Annotated in this window: 25 protein-coding genes and 1 pseudogene; 17 read left to right on the top strand and 9 right to left on the bottom strand. The window is 29.2% G+C overall.

Annotated features, from left to right (window positions below; all coding sequences use genetic code 11):
• Window positions 1–2: 2 nt before the first annotated feature.
• The 6 genes from htpG to ABDX67_RS05710 all read left to right on the top strand — a co-directional run bounded on the left by htpG (window position 3) and on the right by ABDX67_RS05710 (window position 5,305).
• Complete coding sequence (gene htpG / locus ABDX67_RS05685) at window positions 3–1,910, top strand: molecular chaperone HtpG (RefSeq protein WP_347173998.1); 1,908 nt, start codon at window positions 3–5, stop codon at window positions 1,908–1,910.
• A gap of 249 nt (window positions 1,911–2,159) precedes the next feature.
• On the top strand, window positions 2,160–2,981 hold the full coding sequence (locus ABDX67_RS05690) for a glycosyltransferase family 32 protein (protein ID WP_347173999.1): 822 nt from the start codon (window positions 2,160–2,162) through the stop codon (window positions 2,979–2,981).
• A gap of 11 nt (window positions 2,982–2,992) precedes the next feature.
• Entirely contained in the window at window positions 2,993–3,508 is a 516-nt protein-coding gene (locus ABDX67_RS05695) for a GNAT family N-acetyltransferase (RefSeq protein ID WP_347174000.1), read from the top strand.
• 45 nt (window positions 3,509–3,553) lie between these two features.
• Entirely contained in the window at window positions 3,554–4,426 is an 873-nt protein-coding gene (locus tag ABDX67_RS05700; protein ID WP_347174001.1) for a mechanosensitive ion channel family protein, read from the top strand.
• A 24-nt stretch (window positions 4,427–4,450) separates the two neighbouring features.
• Window positions 4,451–4,915 (top strand): hypothetical protein, encoded by a 465-nt coding sequence (locus ABDX67_RS05705; RefSeq protein ID WP_347174002.1) that lies wholly within the window; start codon window positions 4,451–4,453, stop codon window positions 4,913–4,915.
• A 66-nt stretch (window positions 4,916–4,981) separates the two neighbouring features.
• Complete coding sequence (locus tag ABDX67_RS05710) at window positions 4,982–5,305, top strand: EthD family reductase (RefSeq protein WP_347174003.1); 324 nt, start codon at window positions 4,982–4,984, stop codon at window positions 5,303–5,305.
• 57 nt (window positions 5,306–5,362) lie between these two features.
• On the opposite strand, the gene ABDX67_RS05715 is transcribed toward ABDX67_RS05710, so the two are convergent.
• Entirely contained in the window at window positions 5,363–5,563 is a 201-nt protein-coding gene (locus ABDX67_RS05715; RefSeq protein ID WP_347174004.1) for a helix-turn-helix transcriptional regulator, read from the bottom strand.
• Window positions 5,563–6,009: a hypothetical protein gene (locus ABDX67_RS05720; RefSeq protein WP_347174005.1), complete on the bottom strand. Its 447-nt coding sequence runs from the start codon at window positions 6,007–6,009 to the stop codon at window positions 5,563–5,565. Before ABDX67_RS05720 ends, ABDX67_RS05715 begins: the two co-directional genes overlap by 1 nt.
• A 126-nt stretch (window positions 6,010–6,135) precedes the next feature.
• On the opposite strand from ABDX67_RS05720, the gene ABDX67_RS05725 reads away from it, so the two are divergent.
• Together ABDX67_RS05725 and ABDX67_RS05730 are read left to right on the top strand one after the other, a co-directional pair.
• Window positions 6,136–6,987: a TolB-like translocation protein gene (locus tag ABDX67_RS05725; protein WP_347174006.1), complete on the top strand. Its 852-nt coding sequence runs from the start codon at window positions 6,136–6,138 to the stop codon at window positions 6,985–6,987.
• 2 nt (window positions 6,988–6,989) lie between these two features.
• Window positions 6,990–7,613 (top strand): TMEM175 family protein, encoded by a 624-nt coding sequence (locus tag ABDX67_RS05730; RefSeq protein ID WP_347174007.1) that lies wholly within the window; start codon window positions 6,990–6,992, stop codon window positions 7,611–7,613.
• On the opposite strand, the gene ABDX67_RS05735 is transcribed toward ABDX67_RS05730, so the two are convergent.
• Together ABDX67_RS05735 and ABDX67_RS05740 are read right to left on the bottom strand one after the other, a co-directional pair.
• On the bottom strand, window positions 7,610–8,023 hold the full coding sequence (locus tag ABDX67_RS05735) for a hypothetical protein (RefSeq protein WP_347174008.1): 414 nt from the start codon (window positions 8,021–8,023) through the stop codon (window positions 7,610–7,612). The two genes, ABDX67_RS05730 and ABDX67_RS05735, sit on opposite strands and share 4 nt — an antisense overlap.
• A complete protein-coding gene (locus ABDX67_RS05740; RefSeq protein ID WP_347174009.1) occupies window positions 8,010–8,594 on the bottom strand; it encodes an RNA polymerase sigma factor in 585 nt (194 codons plus the stop codon). The genes ABDX67_RS05735 and ABDX67_RS05740 overlap by 14 nt, the downstream gene beginning before the upstream one ends.
• A gap of 140 nt (window positions 8,595–8,734) precedes the next feature.
• Between ABDX67_RS05740 and ABDX67_RS05745 the strand changes: the two genes are divergently transcribed.
• The 6 genes and pseudogenes from ABDX67_RS05745 to ABDX67_RS05770 all read left to right on the top strand — a co-directional run bounded on the left by ABDX67_RS05745 (window position 8,735) and on the right by ABDX67_RS05770 (window position 13,821).
• Window positions 8,735–9,121, top strand: coding sequence for a DUF6249 domain-containing protein (locus ABDX67_RS05745; protein ID WP_347174010.1), 387 nt, complete (start codon window positions 8,735–8,737; stop codon window positions 9,119–9,121).
• A 115-nt stretch (window positions 9,122–9,236) separates the two neighbouring features.
• Window positions 9,237–10,559 (top strand): hypothetical protein, encoded by a 1,323-nt coding sequence (locus ABDX67_RS05750; RefSeq protein WP_347174011.1) that lies wholly within the window; start codon window positions 9,237–9,239, stop codon window positions 10,557–10,559.
• A gap of 4 nt (window positions 10,560–10,563) precedes the next feature.
• Window positions 10,564–11,883: a M28 family peptidase gene (locus ABDX67_RS05755; protein WP_347174012.1), complete on the top strand. Its 1,320-nt coding sequence runs from the start codon at window positions 10,564–10,566 to the stop codon at window positions 11,881–11,883.
• A complete protein-coding gene (locus ABDX67_RS05760) occupies window positions 11,877–12,452 on the top strand; it encodes a YdeI/OmpD-associated family protein (protein WP_347174013.1) in 576 nt (191 codons plus the stop codon). Before ABDX67_RS05755 ends, ABDX67_RS05760 begins: the two co-directional genes overlap by 7 nt.
• A gap of 38 nt (window positions 12,453–12,490) precedes the next feature.
• A pseudogene (locus ABDX67_RS05765) lies at window positions 12,491–13,018 on the top strand (RNA polymerase sigma factor).
• Window positions 13,018–13,821 carry an anti-sigma factor gene (locus ABDX67_RS05770; RefSeq protein WP_347174014.1) on the top strand — a complete coding sequence of 268 codons (804 nt, stop codon included), beginning with the start codon at window positions 13,018–13,020 and terminating at the stop codon, window positions 13,819–13,821. The pseudogene ABDX67_RS05765 and the gene ABDX67_RS05770 overlap by 1 nt, the downstream one beginning before the upstream one ends.
• Window positions 13,822–13,950: 129 nt before the next feature.
• On the opposite strand, the gene ABDX67_RS05775 is transcribed toward ABDX67_RS05770, so the two are convergent.
• The 4 genes from ABDX67_RS05775 to ABDX67_RS05790 all read right to left on the bottom strand — a co-directional run bounded on the left by ABDX67_RS05775 (window position 13,951) and on the right by ABDX67_RS05790 (window position 18,802).
• Complete coding sequence (locus ABDX67_RS05775; RefSeq protein WP_347174287.1) at window positions 13,951–16,146, bottom strand: TonB-dependent receptor; 2,196 nt, start codon at window positions 16,144–16,146, stop codon at window positions 13,951–13,953.
• Window positions 16,147–16,190: 44 nt separating this feature from the next.
• Window positions 16,191–17,486: a tetratricopeptide repeat protein gene (locus ABDX67_RS05780; RefSeq protein ID WP_347174015.1), complete on the bottom strand. Its 1,296-nt coding sequence runs from the start codon at window positions 17,484–17,486 to the stop codon at window positions 16,191–16,193.
• A 79-nt stretch (window positions 17,487–17,565) separates the two neighbouring features.
• On the bottom strand, window positions 17,566–18,042 hold the full coding sequence (locus tag ABDX67_RS05785) for a DUF4331 family protein (protein WP_488168663.1): 477 nt from the start codon (window positions 18,040–18,042) through the stop codon (window positions 17,566–17,568).
• Window positions 18,043–18,151: 109 nt separating this feature from the next.
• On the bottom strand, window positions 18,152–18,802 hold the full coding sequence (locus ABDX67_RS05790; RefSeq protein WP_347174017.1) for a DUF4331 family protein: 651 nt from the start codon (window positions 18,800–18,802) through the stop codon (window positions 18,152–18,154).
• A 181-nt stretch (window positions 18,803–18,983) separates the two neighbouring features.
• Between ABDX67_RS05790 and ABDX67_RS05795 the strand changes: the two genes are divergently transcribed.
• Window positions 18,984–19,865 carry a TIGR01777 family oxidoreductase gene (locus tag ABDX67_RS05795; RefSeq protein ID WP_347174018.1) on the top strand — a complete coding sequence of 294 codons (882 nt, stop codon included), beginning with the start codon at window positions 18,984–18,986 and terminating at the stop codon, window positions 19,863–19,865.
• A gap of 110 nt (window positions 19,866–19,975) precedes the next feature.
• Here ABDX67_RS05795 and ABDX67_RS05800 read toward each other — a convergent pair whose 3' ends face one another.
• Window positions 19,976–20,533: a 5-formyltetrahydrofolate cyclo-ligase gene (locus ABDX67_RS05800; protein ID WP_347174019.1), complete on the bottom strand. Its 558-nt coding sequence runs from the start codon at window positions 20,531–20,533 to the stop codon at window positions 19,976–19,978.
• A gap of 93 nt (window positions 20,534–20,626) precedes the next feature.
• Here ABDX67_RS05800 and ABDX67_RS05805 point away from each other — a divergent pair, with 93 nt between their 5' ends.
• Window positions 20,627–21,577, top strand: a complete 951-nt coding sequence (locus tag ABDX67_RS05805) for an XdhC family protein (RefSeq protein WP_347174020.1) — start codon at window positions 20,627–20,629, stop codon at window positions 21,575–21,577.
• A 110-nt stretch (window positions 21,578–21,687) separates the two neighbouring features.
• Window positions 21,688–22,509: a carboxypeptidase-like regulatory domain-containing protein gene (locus ABDX67_RS05810; protein ID WP_347174021.1), complete on the top strand. Its 822-nt coding sequence runs from the start codon at window positions 21,688–21,690 to the stop codon at window positions 22,507–22,509.
• Window positions 22,510–22,540: the final 31 nt, after the last annotated feature.

Raw genomic sequence — 22,540 nt, forward strand, 5'->3', positions numbered from 1 at the left:
TTATGAGTAAAGGAAACATTAATGTATCGGTAGAAAATATTTTTCCGTTAATTAAAAAGTTCTTGTATTCTGATCACGAAATATTTTTACGTGAGTTAATTTCTAACGGAACAGACGCAACTACAAAATTAAAACACTTAATTGCTATCGGCGAAGCCAAAGTAGAATTAGGTGATGCTAAAATTGAAATTAGCATCGACAAAGAAAAGAAAACACTTACAATTAAAGACAACGGAATTGGAATGACGGCTGATGAAGTTGAAAAATACATCAACCAAATTGCGTTTTCTGGTGCTGAAGAATTTTTAGAAAAATACAAAGACGACAATAACGATACTGGTGTAATTGGTCACTTCGGATTAGGTTTCTATTCTGCATTTATGGTTGCAGAAAAAGTAGAAATTATTACCAAATCTTTTAAAGACGAGCCAGCTGCTCATTGGACCTGTGATGGTTCTCCAGAATATACTATTGAAGTACACGACAAAACAGAAAGAGGAACAGAAATTATTTTACACATTTCTGATGATGAAAAAGACTTTTTAGAAGAATCTAAAATTTCTAGTTTGCTAAACAAATACAATCGTTTTAATCAAGTTCCAATTAAATTTGGAACAAAAAAAGTAAACGATCCAGATTTTACACCAAAAACTACAAAAGATAAAGACGGTAAAGAAACAACGGAACCACACAAACAAATTGAGGTTGATAATATCATCAACAATACAACACCTGCGTGGACAAAAAAACCGGCTGATTTAGAAGATGAAGATTATAAGAACTTTTACAGAGAATTGTATCCAATGCAATTTGAAGAGTCTTTATTTCACATCCATTTAAACGTTGATTATCCGTTTAACTTAACTGGGATTTTATTTTTTCCAAAGTTGAGTCCGAATATGGACATTCAAAAAGACAAGATTCAGTTGTATCAAAATCAAGTTTTTGTAACGGATAATGTTGAAGGAATTGTACCAGATTTCTTACAAATGTTAAAAGGTGTAATTGACTCTCCAGACATTCCGTTAAACGTTTCTCGTTCGTATTTACAAGCAGACGGTGCGGTGAAGAAGATTTCTGGATACATCACCAAAAAAGTAGCTGATAAATTAAACTCGTTGTACAAAAACAACCGTGAAGATTTTGAGCAAAAATGGAACGACATCAAAGTAATTATTGAATACGGAATGTTATCTGACGATAAATTTTTTGACAAAGCGCAAAGTTTTGCATTGTATCCAACGGTAAATGATACGTATTTTAACTTAGAAGAATTAAAAGAGAAAACAAAAGACGCACAAACCGATAAAGATGGAAATCAAATCATTTTGTACGCTGCAAATAAAGAAGCACAACACAGTTATATACAAGATGCAAAAGCAAAAGGATATGAAGTGTTGTTGTTAGATTCTCCAATTGTTGGGCATTTAATTCAGAAGTTAGAAGGAAGCAACGAAAAGTTAAAATTTACGCGTGTAGATTCTGATCATATTGATAATTTAATTAAGAAAGACGATACTATTATTTCTAAATTATCTGACGAAGAAAAAGATAAATTAAAGCCAATTATTGAAGCTGCTGTTCCTAAAGAAACATACACAGTTCAGTTAGAAGCGATGGATTCTGCAGCTTCTCCTTTTTTAATTACAGTTCCAGAATTTATGCGTAGAATGAAAGAAATGAGCGCAACTGGTGGCGGAATGATGGGAATGGGAAATATGCCAGACATGTACAATTTGGTGGTAAATACAAATCATCCATTAGTTGGGGAAATTTTAAACACCAAAACCGCTAAAAAACAAGAGCGTTTAATTAAACAATCTTTTGATTTGGCAAAGTTGTCTCAAAACCTATTACATGGTGAAGAGTTGACCAATTTTATCAAACGTTCATACGAATTGATTAAATAGACACGAAGTGTCATTACGAGAAATGTCAGTTCGAGCGTAGTCGAGAACAAATGACGTGGCAATCTCATAAAAATAAAACGTCATTACGAGCAATAGCGAAATAACCTGTTTCTCATTTACAAGATTTCCTCATTACAATCGCAATGACAAATAAACCCAAAACCTCTTTGTGCAAACAGAGAGGTTTTTTTTTGTAAATTGTAATGCTACAATTTACTAAATAATAAGCAAAGAAATATTAAATTTAAAATGGAAATAAAATTAGATCTATCTAAGCTAGAACCGATACCTAAAATCATTCATGTTTCATGGAAAAATAAAAATATTTTAAATAGTCAATCTCCATTAATTTTAAACGGTCTTGTTAATCTAAAAAAATTAAATCCCAATTATAAATTAGAAATTAGTGACGACAAGGATGTAGACAGTTATCTTATAAAAAACCTTAGTAAATGGGAATATTTTAAAATAAAAAATAAAAAAATTGTTGAAAAATTAGATCTTTGGAGGTTGATAAAAATTTACAAAGAAGGTGGTATTTATATTGATATAGATAGGTATTGTAACATTAGTTTTAATACTGTTATAAAACCCAATACAAAGTGTGTTTTACCTACGTATAATGATGTTGATTTTTCTCAAGATTTTATGATAAGCTCAAAAGGTAATCCTATTTTTAAAAAAGCCATTGATTACAATCTAAAAGGCAGGTATTTAATTAATCCACGTGGAGTCTTTCATTTAGGACCTCCTGTATATATGAGAGCTGTAACTGAAGTGGTTTTTGGAGAAAGAAAAAAAAGAAACCCTGGAAGTCTTATAATGGAAAAATACAGAGAGCTTTTGGAAAAATCTATTCATTTTCAAACTTATAAAGAAAATTTACCAAAAGATTCATTTATTTTCAAGTACAATAAAGACACTTTTCTAAAAGGCAATGGATTAGATAAAGACCAGTTTTATAAATCACAAAATGTAAAACCTTGGAGTTCAGGATTTGATAAAAACACAATTATTTTAGCAATCATAGTAGCTGTATTAATTATTTTAGCATATTTAATAATTAAATAAACTATTTAAGATTGCACAACATTACCAAAGCCAAACTAACAGACGCAAAAACCTTAGCAGAACTTGCTAAAGAAACTTTTTTACCAGCGCACGGACATTCTGCATCTAAAGAAGATGTAGATTTTTATGTTTCAGAAAATTTTAATGAAACCACATTTATTAAAGAAATCTCAAATCCAGAAAATCATTATTATTTGATATATCACAATAATAAACTGGCCGGATATTCTAAAATTACACTCAATACACCCAACAAAAATATTACTTCAAATAACACAACTTGTTTAAGCAGATTGTATTTGCTTAAAGAATTTTATGGTTTACAATTAGGAAAAAAACTATTCAATTTTAATATTGAATTTGCTAAACAACACCAACAACAAGGAATTTGGTTGCATGTTTGGATAGAAAACAAACGCGCCATTAATTTTTACACAAAAATGGGTTTTAAAATTGTAGGAACGTACGATTTTAGAATTTCTGCCACACATACAAACCCAAATCATGTAATGTATTTACATTTTTAAATTGTACATTATTCTTTTCACTATCTTTGAATAAAAGAAATTAAGATGAATAGAAAATGGAAATTTGCTTTATATCCGATACTATTAATCGGTATAATCTATCTAAAGCTTTTTAACGAAACAACTCATGGCTTTATACAAAAGTATAACGAATTACAATCTTTAGTTGCTTTTTTTATTTTTTACATCTCTGTCATTTTTACTGCAAATCTGGCAAAATACTTGTATTCTAAAAGAAATAAAATTTCTACAGGTAAAAAAAATAATGTTCATTTTGGAATCGAAAATATCGCTAATTTTACAGTTGGTATAGCTGCCATTATTATGCTTATCAGCTTTTTTAGTGGTGTAAATCCAAAGGATTTAATAACATCGTTAACCATTGTTGCAGCGGCAATTGCAATTTTAACTAAAGAATATATCGTTGATTTTATCAGCGGAATTTACCTAAGTTTTTCCAACACTTTTGAAATTGGCGATTATGTAAAGATTGATCATCTAAAAGGAAAAATAGTAGAAATTAATATGCTAAAAGTAAAGGTTTTAAATGATGATGATGATATTGTTATCATTCCAAACTCTAAAGTACATTACAACGAAATTATCAACTACACTAAAAGAGATGCTCGTTTTATGACGGTTGATTTTCAAATCGCATTAAAATATATTGATAGTGTTGAACTACTTGAAAAAGAAATTATTTCTTCGCTTAAAAGTTTTAGTCAATATATAGAGCCAAAAACATACAATTTAAAAGTAGTAGAAATGAAAGTTGATTATTTAGATCTTAAATTTCAATACACTTTAAAACAAGTTGATATGGATATGCAACGTAAAATTAGAAAGCAAACAATTAGAGAAGTTTTTAATTTTATTTCTAGCAAAAAAGAGCTTCCTATTACTAATCCTCTATCTTAAAACTGTTTTTTAAAATTGTAATCAATGACTTCTAAAACTGTTTTTTTTAAAAACTTTGAAGAGCTAAATACTTTTGCATTTAATGCAAAAAAAGGAGCATTTTCTATAAAGCATCAAAATTTAGAAAACTATGAAGGCATGGTTTTTTATATTGGTGTCTATTTTAATATTGATAAAAATGACTATCAATTAAATTTAGAATGGATGTGTTTAGGATTAGATTTATTTGGAGATAATTTGGTAGAAAGTTATGTATATCAATTTAATACATTACAGTCTATAATTAATTATTTAGACAAAAAACACCAAATTAAAGTTACAGATATTAAAACTGATTATTTTTTTGATGATACTTTGTTTCCAAATCCAATAAAAAATAAAGATAAAAAAGCGGTTTATAATTTTAATTGGGATCAATTTCAAAAAGATTTTAAAAAAGGAATGTTTTTAGATGCTTCTTTACCGCTAATTTACAGTTCTCTAGATTAATTTAAAAACACTTACTCTAAGTATATTTGTTGTAACTTACAAAAAACTAACCATAAACAACAATTTATGAAACCAGGAATGATTAAACTAAGCGTACTATATCCATCAGGAGAAGACAAAACATTTAACATGGATTATTATTTAGATTCTCACATTCCGTTAGTTGCCAAATTATTAGGTAATGCTATAAAAGGTGCAACTGTAGAAGAAGGATTAGGTGGACCAGTTCCAAATTCTCCTGCAACTTTTGCCGCAATAGGAAACATTTATTTTGAATCTGTAGATTCTTTTCAAAATTCTTTTGGACCAAATGCTTCTGAAATTTTAGCTGATTTACCAAACTTTACAAATGCAGAACCTGTGGTTCAAATAAGCAAAGTAATGGCTTAAGAGAACTGTTTTCTTACAATAAAAAACCTCTTTGATTTTTTCAAAGAGGTTTTTTAGTTAATCTGTTTCGCTAAGTTTAAAAAAATCGTTCACTGGCTTACCAAAAACCTCAGATAGCTTTAACGCCAACACTGTGGAAGGCACATATCTATTAGCTTCTATAGAATTAATGGTTTGCCTAGAAACACCAATTTTTTTTGCTAAATCGTCTTGAGTAAGATTTAATATTGCCCGTTCTACTTTAATTGTATTTACCATTATCTATTTCTCTTTAAAATATGATAATACATTAATTGTATCATTAGCATAAAAATTAATATCTGAAAATCTCCTAATTCTTTAAAAGGCTCTACTTCAGAATTTACCAAGTTAGATACTCCAAACTCAACATAAGGCATTATTAAGGCATAAATAACTCCTAAAATAAATGCTGCTGCATATGATTGACCTCTGATTAATGTTATTAACTCGTCTTCTTCTTTATCTCTTGCCATAGACATAAGCAACATGGCTACAAGCATTAGCTTTTTTGTAGCTTCTTTTATTACTGATGCATATTCTGGAAAGGAAGATTTTAAAAACATAAATAAAAAAGAAACTGCAAACAACACAATTCCAATCATTTTAAAATATTGTGGTAATCGAAAATCTAAAATTTTCTGTATAGTACTTCTTTCGCAGTCTATAATTTTTTTTGAACCCATAATTGACAAATTTATTTTATATTAAGTAAAACTATTTTTACCATATGACAAATATACTTTACATTTATGAAATAACCAAATCTGCAATAAGAATTTTAGTATATTTGAAAAACTCAATCATAAAAAATGAAAAAAATCCTATTCTTTTTATTTGCTACTACTTTTGCTGTTGCGCAAACAAACACAGAAGTTTATCTTTTTAAAATAAACAACAACAAAGGAAATTGGTCTGTTGGTAGCGGAAAAAATATTTCTAACAATCCAGGTTACGACAGTCAGCCACATTTTTATTCAAAGAATTCAGTTATTTTTTCATCAACCAGAAATAAACAAACAGATATTGCAGAATACAATATAAAAACTGGCAAAATTAAATTTATAAATAGCACACCAAATGGCGGAGAATATTCGCCGCAACGAATTCCGAAATCTAAAGATATTTCTGCTGTAAGGTTAGATACTGATGGTTTACAACGATTTTACAAATACAATTATAAAACAGGAAAAGACACAGAAATTATTGCAGATTTAAAGGTTGCGTATCCAATGTGGTACGATAAAAATACTACTATAAATGCTGTTATTGTTGGCGAAGATTTAGATTTAATTAAAAGCGAATTAAAATCAAATAGAAATACAACCATTCAAAAAAAAGTAGGTAGATCTGTACATCATATTCCCAATACTACTTTTGTAAGTTATATCAACAAAGATAAAGAACAATGGGAAGTTACAATGTATAATCCTAAAAATGGTGAACGAAGAAAAATTATTGAAACCGTTGGTAATAAAGAAGATGTTTGTTGGTTGCCAGACGGAACATTATTAATTGCAGTTGGAAATACAATTATGAAATTTAACCCAGCAACTGATAGCGATTGGAGTATTTTTCATACGTTTCCAATAAATAAGTTCAAAAATATTTCGAGAATTCTTGTAAATTCGGCTGGTACACAACTAGCTTTAGTGTCTGATTAATTATGAAACTTCTACATTCTAAAAATAGATTAGAAGCTGTTAGCGATGGTGTTTTTGCTTTTGCTGCAACTTTAATGGTTGTTAATGTTGGTATTACCACAGATCTAATTTCTTTTAAAGAAGAACTCCCAAATTTGGTGAGTTTTGCTGTGAGTTTTTTTGTAATGATGGCAATTTGGAAAGTTCATTATAATTTTTTTAGAAGAACAGATTATATTGATAATTGGATTATCGCCTTAAATATGATACTGCTTTTTACAGTATTATTTTATGTATTTCCTGTAAAATCTTTATTAAACACAGCTCTTGGAGGAAAAAAAATAAACATAGATCAATTGTCTAATATTTTTCAAATGTATAGTGTTGGGTTTTTATCTATTTTTTTATCTGTGTATTTAATGTACTTAAGAGCTTTTAAAAAAGATAGAAAAGAAGGTAAAAATTACAATTTATTATTTTACGCTCGTCACTTTTTAATATTTGTAATTGTTGGGTTTATATCGTTTATTTTAGCAAAATTTAAAATAGGATTACATTTTGGATTACCAGGATTTGTTTACGCTTCATTAGGTTTATTATGTTGGTGGCATTCTGTGAGATTTAGAAAGAAGCACTCTTTAGATTAATGTAACTTTTTTTCGAAATATCCTTTTAAATATATTATTTGAATTGATAACAATAACCCAAAAATAGTTGTTATAATAAATGTTGTATTAGAAACTGCTAGGTTTTCAAAAACACCAGAAAAACTCAATTTATTTAGAAAAGAAAAATCTAGTTTTGGTAATGTAACTATTTCTTCTTTAGAAGAACTAAAAGGAATTAGAATAATTGCTAGAATTGCTAACCCAACAACAAACCAACCTTTTTTAGATATTAATGGTTTGTAAACTATTGTACTTTTTACAGGTTCTAATTGCGTAATTGACTTCATTAAATTTGATGTAAAATCTACTGAAGGAGTTTCTGTCGGAATCTCTTTTACATACTTTTTTGCAAAAGCATCAATTTCTTTAATATGTTTATTTTCTCCCATAATGGCTAATTAATTCAGGTTCTACAGTGTTTTTTACAATACTCAATAATTTTTTACGAGCTCTGTGTAATTTTACTTTAACATTTGTTTCGCTTATAGATGTAATTTCTATAATTTCTTTTAAACTTAACTCTTTAAAATAGAAAAACAATAATATTGCTTTTTCATCTTCTGGCAATTGTTCTAAACAATCGTTTATGATTTCTGCTCTTTCTTCTCTTTCTATTCCGTCTAAAACAGTTTCTACAGATGAAATATAGTTAATTGTAATTTCATCAATTGTTATATTATTTTTTTGATTCGAATTCTTTTTAATAGCGTCCAAACATGTGTTGTAGGCAATTTTATACAACCAAGTAGAAAATTTCGAATCGCCTTTAAATTTTGATAAATATTTATAGGCTTTTAAAAATGCATCCTGCGAAACCTCTTCTGCAACTTCTCTATTCTTTACCATTTTTATTGCTAACGTAAAAACCATATCCTTATACTTATCAATTAAGAAAGCAAAAGCATTAGAATCTCCTTTAATGGTTTTTTCTATATAGTTTTCGTCAGTTAGCTTGGTCATTATTATCTTTGACTTCTATTCTAATAATTAGGTTACAAAATATCTAAAAAAAATTATTTATCTTTTTTTTGTAACCTTTTTTAAAAAGACAAAGTCATATGGAATGAACGCATTAAAATTAATCATTTAAAATAACAATTATGGAAGTAGCAGTATTCGCAATAATTTTTGGAACATTTTTCGGAATCTTTTATTTATTCTTTTCAACGAGAAACAAAGAACGCTTAGCATTGATAGAAAAAGGTGTAGATGCAAAAATATTTATGCAAGGAGAAAGAAGAAAAGGTGCACCGTCTTTGGCTAAAGTTTTTATATTAAACTTAGGTTTATTGGCAATGGGAATTGGAGTTGGAATTTTATTAGGAACTCTTTTAAGTTATAACTTTGCTTATGATGGACCTTGGAAGAGTCGTCCAGAAAAATATGTAAGCCCAGAAACATTCTATGCAGCATCTATCTTTTTATGTGCTGGAGCTTCATTATTTATTGGGTTTAACTTGGTAAAAAAAATGGATAAAGAAGAATAACCTCTTTCTTTAAATTCAATTACTAAAACCATTTTATTTATTGAATTTATTTCAGTAAATGAAATGGTTTTTTTGTTTTTAAAAAGTCTGTATCTTTAAAAAAAATATTTTTTTAATGAATAACGATTATAAAGACAGTAAATTTAAAAAGCTGTTAGACAAACTTCAGCAAGAAAGTTGGCAACTAGAATTACTAATTTCTGGTTTTGCTATTTTTGGGTTAATTACTGCTATTCCGTTTGTTAGAACGGAAATGATTATAGCAGAAAATGATAAACAGATTTACGCTTTCGGACTATTATTAATTGCTTTTATAGCTTGTTGTATTTTAATTTTTAACTTATTAATTCATGTAATTCTAAGAGGTTTATGGATTGGCGCTTTAGGTTTGCGTTATGTTTCTGGAGAAATAGATTTTGAAAAGCTAAACTACAGTCCAAAATTCACAAAATACCTAGAAAAGAAAATTGTTTCTTTTGATAAATATGTAGCAACTTTAGAGAATTATTGTAGTGTATTATTTGCTGCATCATTTTTACTCATTTTCTACGTTATTTCAATTTCTATCATTATTCTTAGTATTGTAGGAATTTCAACTTTAATTATTGCTAATGATAGTTTGCCTGAGTTTTCTAGAGTATTTATTGGTGTATTTTTCTTATTTTTTATACTCATTGGCGCATTTTTAGTTTTTATAGATTTTTTAACGCAAGGATATTTAAAAAAGAACAAATGGCTTTCTAAAATTTATTTTCCATTTTATTGGGTATTTAGTTTTCTTACTTTAACTTTCCTGTATAGACCATTAGTTTATAATTTTTTAGATAATAAATTTACCAAAAGATTAAGCTTTTTTTTAGTACCATCTTATATTATAATTTCAATCCTTATTTCTTTTAAAAACAACAATACTAATTACTTAGAATCAGCGAAGCATGTATCTTCTACATATATTGATAATAGGAACTACGAAGATTTATTAGTTAAAGGTGATGATTTTGCAAAGATTGCCACCATTCAATCTAAAGTAATTACCGATCCATATTTAAAAATCTTTAAAATTTTTACAGAAAATGTAGAAAACCAGATTTATAATTATCATCCATCATTAAAACCAAAAAATGATACAAGAGGTTTTAAAACTGATATTATTATGTTTAATTCTACAGAATCTTTAGTAAAAAGAGATAGTTTAACAAAAAAATATTTAGAAGTTTTAAACAAAATGCATCAAATTTATATTGATTCCGTTCAGTTTAATAAAGATTTTTTAATTGCAAAGAATAAAAAAAAACAATTTGGATTTGAAACCTACATCAACATCAAAAACCTTTCTGAAGGAAAACATATTTTAAAATTAAAAAGATTAAGAAAAAGAAAAAATGACACAATACTTGTAACAGATATTCATATTCCATTTTGGTATTTTAAAAATTAAATCAATGAAAAAAACACTTACAACTTTCGCTTTATTTGCAACTATCTTTTTAACTGCACAAACAGATCAAAAAATTTATGACATTATTGATAATGTATCAGCAGATAGAATTAAAAAAGACATTAAAACGTTAACTGAATTTGGTACAAGAAACACCTTTTCTGATACTATTTCTAATACTCGTGGAATTGGTGCAGCTCGTCGTTGGATAAAATCTGAATTCGAAAACATTTCTAAAGATTGTAATGATTGTATCAATGTCTTTTATCAAAAAGATTTAGTAACCACTAAAATGAGTAATAGAGTTCCTCATGACGCTTGGATTGTAAATGTTGTTGCCGTACAAAAAGGAACAAAATACCCGAACAGATATATTATTATGAGTGGAGATATTGACTCTCGTGCAAGTAATGATGCTCCTGGCGCAAACGATAACGCTTCCGGAATGGCAGGAACCATTGAAGCCGCTAGAGTCTTATCAAAATATAAATTTGAAAATAGTATTATTTATGTTGGCTTATCTGGCGAAGAACAAGGATTGTTTGGCGGCGCAGGCTTGGCAAAATATGCAAAAGACAAAGGTTGGGATATTATTGGTGTTTTAAATAATGATATGATTGGAAATATTACTGGAGTTGATGGCGTAATTGACAATAGAACGTTTAGAATTTTTTCAGAACCAGTTCCTGCAAATGAAACAGAAAGACAACGTAGAGCAAGACGTTTTTATGGCGGAGAAGTTGACGGTATTTCTCGTCAATTAGCTCGTTATACACATAAAATGACAAAAACCTATATGCCAGAAATGAATCCGATGATGATTTACAGATTAGATCGTTTTGGTCGTGGCGGACATCACAGACCTTTTAATGATTTGGGTTTTGCAGGAATCAGAATTATGGAAGCCCACGAAAATTACACACAACAACATCAAAATATTAGAGTAGAAAATGGCATTAAATATGGCGATACTTTTGAGCACGTAAATTTTGATTACGCAAAAAAGTTAACTGCTGTAAATGCAATTACAATGGCTGGCTTAGCTTCTGCTCCACCATCACCAACAAATGTTGGAATTGGAGGTGCAGTTCAAGCATCTGTAAAATTAGAATGGGATAAAGTAAAAGGCGCTAAAGGGTATAAAATCTACTGGAGAGACACTACTTCTCCTACTTGGGATAAAAGTCGTTATGTTGGTGATGTTTCTCGTTTTGTTTTAGAAGGTATTGTTGTTGACAATTATTTATTTGGAGTTGCAGCTATTGGAAAAGACGGACACGAAAGTGTTGTTGTTTTCCCTTCTAAAATTATTAGAAAATGGTAAAAAAACCAGAACTCTATTTTAAAAATGATATTGAATGGAGAAAATGGCTTTCTGCAAACTACAGTTCCTCAAACGGAGTTTATTTAATTTTCTATAAAGTAGAAAACAGAGAAGAATCAATGCGATGGGAAGAAGCTGTAAAAGTTGCTTTGTGTTTTGGATGGATAGATTCTACCGTGAAAAGTTTAGGAAACGGAAAAAGAAAACAAACATTTGGTCCAAGAAACGACAAAAGTGTTTGGAGCGCTTTAAACAAAAGGTACATTAAAGAATTACTGAAAGATAAGTTGATGCATCCTTCTGGTTTAGATAAAATTAAAATTGCGAAAAGTAATGGTTCTTGGACAGCTTTAGATGCTGTAGAAAAAGGAATTATTCCGGATGATTTACAACAAGTATTCGATAATAACTCAACTGCTTTTTCTAACTATAAAAACTTTGCTCCAAGTTATAGAAAAAGCTATTTATATTGGTTGCATCAAGTAAAAAGAGAAGCTACAAGAGAAAAAAGAATTAAAGAAATAATTCTACTTTGTGAAAGAAATATGAAATCTAGAGGAGATTGGTAATTGTTTTTAGTATTTTACAACCTCTTAAAAACTTATAGATGCAATTAGAAGAACTTGTTGTTCAATTTAAAAATAAAGATGTAAAAGCTTTTGAAACTTTATATGAAATGTATCATAAAAGTGTACAAGGTGTTGTTTTTAATATTGTTAGAGATAAAGAATCTGCAGAAGAAATTGCACAAGATGTTTTTATCAAAGCCTGAAATAACGCAGATTCTTATGCTGCAAAAAAAGGGCGTTTTTTTACCTGGATTATCAATATTGCTAGAAATGCAGCCATAGATAAAACACGTTCTAAAAACTTTAAGAACAATTCTAAAAACCTAGATGCCCAAATTTTCGTAGATATATTAGAGACACATGATAGTTTAGATTCAAAAACGGATGCTATCGGGATTAGAAACTTTGTAAATAAATTAAAAGATAAATGTATTAAAGTAATAGAACTTTTATATTTTAAAGGATTTACTCAAAAAGAAGTTTCTGAAAGTTTAGATGTTCCGTTAGGAACTATAAAAACAAGAAATAGAAATTGTATAAATGAGCTAAGACTCATGCTAAAATAATGACAAAAAACGAACACATAGAATCTGGAATATTAGAGCTATATATTGCTGGTGCGCTTTCTGAAAAAGAAAACGAACAAGTATATCGTTTACTACAAGAACATCCAGAGATATTAGAAGAAATTAGAGAAATAGAAAAAACCATTTCTACACTTACTTCTAGTGTTGCGCCTAAAGAAACAGAAAATTCTTTTAAGAATATTTTAATAAAAATGATTCAGGATAAAGAAAATACTTCTAAAGTAGTTTCTATATCAAAATCAACAAATAACTGGGCAAAATATTCTGGTTGGGCAGCAGCAATTATTATTGGCTCTACATTAACGTATTCTGTTTATAATACTTCTAATTTAAACAACAAACTAGAAGCATTAAATACAGAAAAACAGCTATTTGAGTTACAATTAGAAAAAGCATCAATAGATTTAGCGCAGAACAAAAAATTACTAACAATAATTAGAGATAAAAATATTATTTCGATTCCGTTACAAGGACAAAAAGTTTTTCCTGAAGCGTACGCAAAAGTATATTGGGATAAAAAAACGCAGAATATTTATTTAGACGCGCAAGGTTTACCAAATCCACCAGAAGGAAAAGTATATCAGGTTTGGTCTTTAAAACTGAATCCGTTGTCGCCAACAAGTTTAGGTACAATTGATAATTTTACTGCGGATGCAAATAAGATTTTCTCGATTGAAAACCCAAACCAATCTCAAGCATTCGGAATTACATTAGAGCCTGAAGGAGGAAGCGTTTCGCCAACTTTAGAACAATTGTATACATTAGGTGCAGTAAGCCCTTAGAAAGAAAATTTTACACATGAAAATAGCCGCTTTAAAAGCGGCTATTTTTTTTGTTACTATTTGAATCCTTCAAAACAATATAATAACAAACATTGATTTAGATCCCCCGATAAAAAATCAACTGTATTTTTAAAATGTATAACTAACTGATAGTTTTGCTGAAAATGGTGTTCCTGGTGTAAAATGAATTTCTTCTACTGGATTTGCTTCGTTTTTTAATCTAGATTCTGTTGCAAACTGAGTTTCGTTCCACTCAACATCAAATAAATTCTCAAAAGAAATACCCAATGTTAAATTGTTCATTTTATAATTTACATTTGCGTCTGCAACAAAATATCCTTCTGCCACAATAGAATTGTCTTCGTTTGCAGCTCTATCTCCAATATATTTATAGTTAATTCCGCCAGAAAAATTATTATAATTATTTACTGATAATCCGCCAGTTAAAGTAACTTTTGGAGCTAACGGAATGTAATCTTGACCCGCAACTTCTTCTACACTTCTTGCTTTTGTAAATGTTGCATCAGTATTAAAGTACAACCAATCTGCAAACTGATAACGAATTCCTACATCTAAACCATAACGTTCAGATTCTCCTGATGGTTCTACAATTCCGGCATCACCTACATACACAAATTCTTCCTCAGAGAATAAATACCAAAGTTCTGTGTTTAAAATTAATTTTGATGTTGGTTTCCAACTATTCCCAAAATCTAAACCATAAGCTCTTGGCAATGTTTTATTGGTTTGTTTTACAACAACACGCGTGTCGTTTGAATGAAAACCAATTCCAGATTTTATAAACCATTGTACATTTTCATTTGGTGTGTAGGTAAAGTTTAACTTCGGATTTACAATTGCTTTAGATGCCGATTCACTTGTGTAAGTTGGTTGTAAAGCATCATTATATTGAAAATCTAAATAATCTAAACGCAGAGCTGGTGCAATTGTAAAGTTTCCAAATTCAAATTCAGCATTTAAAAACGCATAGTAATTGGTTTGATTTACATCACCTAACTGAATATTATTAAGCAATGTTTTTCTGTTTAATGTGTGCGATAATTCAACATTTTTTACAACATCAGTTCTTAAACCTGTACCTGCTGTTAAGATTACATCAATATCAGAAATGTTTGTACTCTTTTTAAACTGGGAATTAAATCCAAAGATATCTCTATCTTCTTGTTGCTTAATTTGATCTCCATTAATTGGATCATCTAAAAAGAACGTAAAGTTTGAAAACAGTTTAAAAGCATATTTTGTATAAAAAACATTGGTTTGTAATTCTACATTATCATCCAAAGTTTTATTGTATTGAAAATTTAAATTTGTTCTAGATGTTTCTCCTCCTTCGGTATCATCAATTGATCCAAAACGAGTGATATTTTTATTGTCAATTTCTCTTTGCGGAATTTGTCCAGAAGCATCCCATTTGCTTGTAAAATGAGAAGCTGTTAATGTAAATTTACTGTTGTCTTTTAAGTATGTATTGTATTTACTAAACAAATTAATTCGGCTAAAGTTTTGAGGCGATTCTACAAAACCATCAGTTGCTAAATACTCTAAAGCAACGTAAGCACTTTCATTACCTTTATTCCCTAATAAATTAAACATTCCTAAGGTTCTAAAAGTATTAAATTGACCAATACCAATGTTAATTTGACTTTTTTGTATTGCTGATTTAGTTTTAAAATCTACATATCCAGCCGTATTAAAATCTCCATGATTTGCATAATAAGGTCCTTTCCCAAAATTAATTTTCTGAATGGTTTCTGGAATCAAAAAATGTAAATCGCTATATCCTTGTCCGTGCGCATGAGAAACCATATTTACCGGCATTCCGTCAACAGACAAACTTAAATCTGTACCGTGATCTATATCAAAACCACGTAAAAATATTTGTTCTGCTTTTCCTCCACCAGCATGTTGACCGATAAACAAACCTGGAACTTTTTGTAAAATATCTTGCGATGAATTTACTGGGTTTTTAGCCAAATCTATTTTTACAACAGTTTGTATTGGATCCATTTTTTTAGTCAACATCAATTCATCTAATAAAAACACTTTGGTTTCTAAAATTAACGTTGTATTGTTTTTAAGTTGAGTGTCATTTAAAGTAAATTGTAGTTTTTTATAACCTAAGATTCCTACTTCAATAACATCTCCAACTTTACAGTTTTCTAAAATAAAATCTCCGTTAATTTTTGTGTGTGTATGACTATTTGACGTTGTATTATATACGTAAACATTTTCTAAAGGTTCTTTATCTGTATTCACAATTCGACCAGAAAATAGCTGTGCAAAACTTTGTAAGCTAAACAACATTGTACAAACAGAAAGTAAAATTTTCGTTTTCAAAACAGTTTTTTTTAAATATAATTAATTTTTTTCTCCATTAATGGCCCTAACTCAAAAGCACTTTCTAGCAATTCTTTTTTAATCTTTAAAGCCTTTTTTGTAAAACCGTTTACTTTGTAAATTTCTGCTAAATGATATTGCGCTTCTGGCTCAAATGTTTTTCCAACAACATAAGAATTCATTAATTCTAATGCTTTAGTATATTCTTTGGTTTGAAAATAATACCACGCCAATAAATCATAAGATTGTGGTGTTGGTCTGTTTTCAATTTCCTTTTGAATAATTGCCATAGCTTCGGCTTTCTTATCAAACTCTTCTAAAAATAGTTTGGCATTGTATTGATTATACATATCGCCATAAAAGTCATTATTTACAGCTAACAAATATAAGTCTAGGTTTTCATTTTTACTTGTTAAATTATTCTTAAACTCGGCAATTTCTGCCTTTAACAAATAATAATCTGGAGATGCATTTTCTTTAGAAATCGAATTTAAAATTCGCAATGCTTCTTCTGGGTTTTTCTCATGAGAATACACAATCCAAGCAATTCCTTTTTTTGCATACGAATTATTAGCATCTAATTTTAAAGACTTTAAATAAAAAGTATATGCTTTTTTAATTTCATTATTATGACCATAATAATCTGCTAAATTTGTGTAAGACCAAATTTTTAAATTTGTATTATTTGAAGATTCAGCAATTTCAGTTGCCTTTTCCATAAAATGGATTGCAGAATCTAAATCGCCAATATGATCGTTCCATTTAGAATCTCTAATCAAATAATCAAAATCTGAAAAGCTTTTAATTTCAGTTAAATAACTTTCTGCTTCTGTATAATTTCCTAACTCTAAATGGATATCAAAAAGCATTTTTTGAGTTGCTTTTAAATTATCTCCTAAAGTTTCTGCTTTTTTTACCAATTCTAAAGCTTCTTTAAACTTATGCTGAGAAATATAATTTCTAGCCAAAGCCCTTAAACTACCAGAGTTTGTATAATTGGTTTTACTGTTTAATTCTACTAATTTCTTTTCTGCATTTACTAAATACTCTATGTTTCCATCAGATGAAAATAGCATCGTATTTGCGCTAGCAATTTTCCCTAAATACGGATATTGGCTTGGTTGCTTTTTAAGTTTTTCCTGCCAAAAAGTAAGCTCTTTTTGGGCAGTTGTTTTTGAAGTATTTTCCGATAAATTTAAATACGTATCGTAATCGCTTTTATGTGTAATTGTAGTATTATTTTTTGTTGAACAACTAAGTAAAACAAAAGTAAATAATGCTAAAAATATAGTTTGTTGAGTTTTCATTTTCTCGAAGGATTTTAATTCATAATTAGTATTTAAAACTGGCCGTCTATTACAACAGCCAATTTTTAAATTCTGCTTTTTACCAAGGCGAAGCCAAGTAAGGAAACGATGTTAAAAAAGTTTTATCATTTGCATCTACATGATCATCTGATAATGTTGGGTTTTCAGAAAAATCTTCTCCTCCAAAAATCAATAACAATTCTACAGTAATAACATCATCTGCCAACGCTCTTCCTGTTAACACATTTGTACCGTCATAAAAAGTAGTTGTTCCGTCTAAAGAAACCGTTAATACATCGGTTGCCAAAACACTTGTAAAAGTTGCAGCGTCTAACATTAATGCATTTTTATCTCCTGCATTTGCGTACGCCGGACTTAACGCTTTTAAATTTGTTTCGAACATTGTTTGAAATGCAGCTCCTTGTTGAGAAGGAATTGTAGTATTAAAAGCATCTTTCATATTTGAATTTACAAATACAGTATTAATTGCTGGTCTTCCCATTTGATCTTTTTGAACAAAAGTTCCAGAAAAATCAATAGCTACCTCTTCCATCATTGTATCCTCTTTAGTACAACTTGCAAAAGCAATTACTGCTACTACTATAATTGATAAGTATTTTATGTTTTTAAGTTTCATAATTTTAAGTTTTAAAGTTGATATTTTATTATTGTTTTACTTTTGATTCTACCCAAGTATTAATAGTTCCTGTTCCGCCAATCATAGATTTTGGAACTTCAACTACAATAGATAAAACATTTGTTCCTGCAAAAGTATCTGCCCCAGGATCGTTAAAGCTTGTTGCTCTACCGCCAATAATTTCTCCGTATTGTGCAAAATCCATAAAGAAAGGATCGTCTCTTGGACCAGCAAAATATTTCATTTCTCCTTTTGTTCCTACAATTGCACTTGCTCCGTATGGCGTAATTGCAACTCCATATTCAGAATCATCTGTGGGAATTGTACTATTTAAACCTGTGGTATTTGGCATAAATGGACCGAAGAAATACATTTTTCCGTTTCTTGGAATTGCTTGTATTACCCAATCTTCAATTTTGTCATCGTTGGTATCAATGTTAAATTCTACCAAAACGTTTTCGTCAAATTTTGCGGTTTGTGATGCCATCGGACTTAATAATCCTTGTACGTTGGCAACAAAAACTAAATTGTTGGTGTTTTCACCTTGAAAGGCGTAAAAATCGGTGATGTCACTTGAACCACCTGAGACTGCTGGAGCATCAATATGATCTGCTGCATATAAGATTAAACCTAATACTGCAAATGCGCATGTTCCAATAATTAATTTCATTTTTTTCATGATTGTAAATTTTAGTTAATTACTTATTCACCTCTACTTACGAGAAAATGAAAGGCACGGTTTTATTTTTTTTGATAAAAATGAATTTTATTTAAAAAATAAATTATAAATACTTGATTTTATGTAGTTTAAGTGACGGAGAAATAATTGTTTTTTTTATGAAAAGAATCCTTATTTTTGAATGATGGCAACAATTTTAATTACTGGAGGAACTGGAATGGTTGGAAAACTACTTGCAGAAAAATTGACTAACAAAAATTATAATGTTCGTGTTTTAACAAGAACTCCAAAAGAAAAAAATGAGTTTTCTTGGGATATTTCTAACAATTTTATAGATGAAAAAGCTTTTGAAAACCTTGATTACATCATTCATTTAGCTGGCGCAGGAATTGCCGATAAAAGATGGACATCCAAAAGAAAAGAAGAAATTATTAATAGCAGAACAAAATCTACACAACTATTATTAGATAAAGTACAAGAATTAAATGTGTCGCTTCGTGGTTTTATTTCTGCATCTGCTGTTGGTTATTACGGAGCAATTACTTCAGAGAAAATTTTTACAGAAAATGATATTTCTGCAAACGATTTTCTTGGCAATGTTTGCCAACTTTGGGAAAACTCAGTTTTAGAGTTTGATAAAATTGATGTTCCAACTACAATTTTTAGACTCGGAATTGTATTGAGTAAAAAAGGCGGAGCGTTAGAAAAAATGAAAACACCCATTATTACTCCAATTGTAAACGGAAAACAATATTTACCTTGGATTGATATTAATGACCTAACTGCTATGTTCGTTTTTGCTGTTGAAAATAAGTTAACAGGAATTTTTAATGCAGTGGCGCCAGAAGAACAAACCAGTTATACGTTTACAAAACTATTGGCTAAAAAAACAAAAAGGCCGTTTCTACCAATTGGAGTGCCTGCTTTTTTATTAAAACTAATTTTTGGTGAATTGTCAATAATATTAACAACTGGAAGTAGAGTTTCTTCTAAAAAAATAGAAAACACAGGTTTTCAGTTTGCTCATAAAAAATTAGAAAGCTCTTTAAACAATTTATTCTAAAACTTAAGAGAAAGTAATAATTCTAAATTGTATTAAAACGTAAGTTCGAGTGATTATGAGGAACGAAAAATTGTATCGAAAACTTTTTAAATGATAAAATGGACAACGAGTTAAACTAATTCTTTTACTAAAATTTGATCCAAACAAACATCGTGGTTTTCTTTAGGAACTGATTTCACTTCTTGAAACGGATAAAAAATTCCGATTTTAAAAGTAGTTGGATATTGCGCTAAAAACGTATCGTAATATCCGCCGCCATAACCCAATCTAAAATTTTGATGATCAAAAGCCAAACCTGGCACAACAACCAAATCGTAATTTCCAGAATAAATAGTAGAATTTGCTGGATGTGATGTTCCAAAAACACCTTTTTCTACGTCTTCTAAAGAATGTAATTCTAAATTTTCTAATTGACGTTTTGGCAACGTTTTTGGAGAAATAATTTTGATATTTTGCTGCAACATTTTTTGTATAAATGGACGAATATCAATTTCTGTTCCCATTGGCAAATAGGCATGAACCACTTTTACATTTCGTTCTTTTACCAACTTTTCTAGTTCAGCACAAATCCATAAATCATATTCTTTTTTAGTTTTAGATCTATTTCTTGCGCGTTTTTTATACATTTCTTTTCGCAAAGCATCTTTTTGTTCTAAAATTGATTCCATGTAAAATTCTTTTAATTCAAAGATAAATGAAATTCACTAAAAACCCGTTTTCTAGTATTTGCATTTTTGTATATTGCTAACATAAATAGAACTATGGATTTTTGGCAACAACTTTTAACACAATTACAACAAGATAAAAAGGTTTATCTCTTAACGGTTATTGAAAATTTTGGAAGTTCGCCCGGCAGAAAAGGATTTAAAATGCTGGTTGCTGATGATGGATTTATTTTTGGTTCTGTTGGTGGTGGTGTAATGGAATTTACTTTAGTAGAAGAAGTAAAAGAATTGTTGCAAAAAGAAAATCAACCAATATTTTTCAAAAAACAAATTCACCAAGGAAGCGGAAAAGACAAATCTGGAATGATTTGTTCTGGAGAACAAACAGTGGTTTTTCATCCGTTACAAACTACAGATATTCAGCTTGTAGAAAACATTCTTAATTGTTTGCAAAACAATCAACAAAAAACATTGAGCTTCTCTCCTACTGGAATTGATTTTACAGAAACAAAAAAATTAGAAAAATATCAAGCAGAAATCAATTCTGAAACTGATTGGCAGTTCAACGAAAATATCGGATTTAAAGAAACGCTATATATTGTTGGTGGCGGACATGTTGGTTTGGCGGTTTCTAAACTGTTTTGTTTTTTAAATTTTACTGTTGTAGTTTTTGATAATAGAGATAACTTAAACACGCTAGAATCAAATACTTTTGCGCATCAAAAACACGTCATTGAGTATACAAAAATTGCTGATTTTATTAAAAAAGGAAACGATAGTTATGTAGCAATAATGACCAATAAATATACAGATGATAAATTAGTATTGAGTCAATTGCTACGAAACAACTACGCTTATGTTGGTGTTTTAGGAAGCAAAGCCAAACTAAAAACCATGTGGGAAGTTTTACTTAAAGAAGGTTTTAAACAAGAAGAACTTGATACTGTTTTTGCGCCAATAGGAATTCATATTAAAAGTGAAACTCCAGAAGAAATTGCAATTAGTATTGCCGCAGAAATTATTCAAACTAAAAATAAAGCGCTGTAGTTTAGCTTGTTTCTAATCTCTTTTTTTGATAACTTCGCTAACTGCTGATATAAATCATTGAAACAGATTCATATTAAAATGCATTGGCAACAATATGAAAACCGAAAACATTGAGATTTAAAATAACATTTTTCATATCATTATTTTTTTGCATCCTTTCCGTATTTGGTCAACGGACTTTAAAAGGTAGAATTATCGACCAATTTTTTGAAACCGCCATTGGAATTACAATATCCAATAAAGACACTACCGAGATCGGGTTGTCTGACTTGGATGGATATTTTAAGATTAAATTACCTAAAGAAACAGATATATTAATTTTTGCTGGAGTTGGCTACGAATCAGCAACAATCTCTATTCCAAAAGAATGTGAAAATGCAGAAATAGTTCTTTTTATGGCTTCTACCTATGATTTTATATCACCTAAGAAAATTGACAGACTTCGCAAAAAAGAATTTGATAAATTACCCGAGTTACATTCACAAGCATACCAAAAAGGACTTTTTAAAACCGAAAAAACTTGCGTCATTAGAACTTTTAAACTAGACTTCCCTAATCTTGACGAAATTCGAAGACAAGATAAATTGAGAAAGAAACAGATTAAAACAAAATTTAAAGAACTGAAAATAGGAGATATTATAAAAGTTCCGTACAATGTAATTCAAAGACATAATGGTACAGACATTACAACTTTGAATCCATATTCATATACTTTTGATGGAGAAAACTTTGATTGTATTATCAAAGGAGTAATCACTAAGAAAAATAAACGTAAAGGTGGATATAATCTAGTATACAGAGTTCTTGATTATCCTGATTGCAATTACGATAATATGGTTATTAATGAACCATATTATCCTAGTCAAAAATTGAAAGTTGGAGAAACAATTAAGTTTAATATGAAATATTCTAAGGTGATAAAAAACAAATAAATACAGTTGCCAACAACGGCTATAATTCATT

The organism is Polaribacter uvawellassae, assembly GCF_039748955.1.
GTDB classification, from domain to species: domain Bacteria; phylum Bacteroidota; class Bacteroidia; order Flavobacteriales; family Flavobacteriaceae; genus Polaribacter; species Polaribacter uvawellassae.

Coding starts and splice junctions, on each gene's coding strand:
- ABDX67_RS05795 (WP_347174018.1), top strand. CDS start 18,984: ATGATGGCAACAATTTTAATTACTGGAGGAACTGGAATGGTTGGAAAA.
- ABDX67_RS05700 (WP_347174001.1), top strand. CDS start 3,554: ATGAATAGAAAATGGAAATTTGCTTTATATCCGATACTATTAATCGGT.
- ABDX67_RS05740 (WP_347174009.1), bottom strand. CDS start 8,594: ATGACCAAGCTAACTGACGAAAACTATATAGAAAAAACCATTAAAGGA.
- ABDX67_RS05735 (WP_347174008.1), bottom strand. CDS start 8,023: ATGGGAGAAAATAAACATATTAAAGAAATTGATGCTTTTGCAAAAAAG.
- ABDX67_RS05790 (WP_347174017.1), bottom strand. CDS start 18,802: ATGAAAAAAATGAAATTAATTATTGGAACATGCGCATTTGCAGTATTA.
- ABDX67_RS05780 (WP_347174015.1), bottom strand. CDS start 17,486: ATGAAAACTCAACAAACTATATTTTTAGCATTATTTACTTTTGTTTTA.
- ABDX67_RS05745 (WP_347174010.1), top strand. CDS start 8,735: ATGGAAGTAGCAGTATTCGCAATAATTTTTGGAACATTTTTCGGAATC.
- ABDX67_RS05710 (WP_347174003.1), top strand. CDS start 4,982: ATGAAACCAGGAATGATTAAACTAAGCGTACTATATCCATCAGGAGAA.
- ABDX67_RS05760 (WP_347174013.1), top strand. CDS start 11,877: ATGGTAAAAAAACCAGAACTCTATTTTAAAAATGATATTGAATGGAGA.
- ABDX67_RS05785 (WP_488168663.1), bottom strand. CDS start 18,042: ATGATGGAAGAGGTAGCTATTGATTTTTCTGGAACTTTTGTTCAAAAA.
- htpG (WP_347173998.1), top strand. CDS start 3: ATGAGTAAAGGAAACATTAATGTATCGGTAGAAAATATTTTTCCGTTA.
- ABDX67_RS05750 (WP_347174011.1), top strand. CDS start 9,237: ATGAATAACGATTATAAAGACAGTAAATTTAAAAAGCTGTTAGACAAA.
- ABDX67_RS05690 (WP_347173999.1), top strand. CDS start 2,160: ATGGAAATAAAATTAGATCTATCTAAGCTAGAACCGATACCTAAAATC.
- ABDX67_RS05720 (WP_347174005.1), bottom strand. CDS start 6,009: ATGGGTTCAAAAAAAATTATAGACTGCGAAAGAAGTACTATACAGAAA.
- ABDX67_RS05755 (WP_347174012.1), top strand. CDS start 10,564: ATGAAAAAAACACTTACAACTTTCGCTTTATTTGCAACTATCTTTTTA.
- ABDX67_RS05800 (WP_347174019.1), bottom strand. CDS start 20,533: ATGGAATCAATTTTAGAACAAAAAGATGCTTTGCGAAAAGAAATGTAT.
- ABDX67_RS05725 (WP_347174006.1), top strand. CDS start 6,136: ATGAAAAAAATCCTATTCTTTTTATTTGCTACTACTTTTGCTGTTGCG.
- ABDX67_RS05805 (WP_347174020.1), top strand. CDS start 20,627: ATGGATTTTTGGCAACAACTTTTAACACAATTACAACAAGATAAAAAG.
- ABDX67_RS05730 (WP_347174007.1), top strand. CDS start 6,990: ATGAAACTTCTACATTCTAAAAATAGATTAGAAGCTGTTAGCGATGGT.
- ABDX67_RS05775 (WP_347174287.1), bottom strand. CDS start 16,146: ATGTTGTTTAGCTTACAAAGTTTTGCACAGCTATTTTCTGGTCGAATT.
- ABDX67_RS05770 (WP_347174014.1), top strand. CDS start 13,018: ATGACAAAAAACGAACACATAGAATCTGGAATATTAGAGCTATATATT.
- ABDX67_RS05715 (WP_347174004.1), bottom strand. CDS start 5,563: ATGGTAAATACAATTAAAGTAGAACGGGCAATATTAAATCTTACTCAA.
- ABDX67_RS05705 (WP_347174002.1), top strand. CDS start 4,451: ATGACTTCTAAAACTGTTTTTTTTAAAAACTTTGAAGAGCTAAATACT.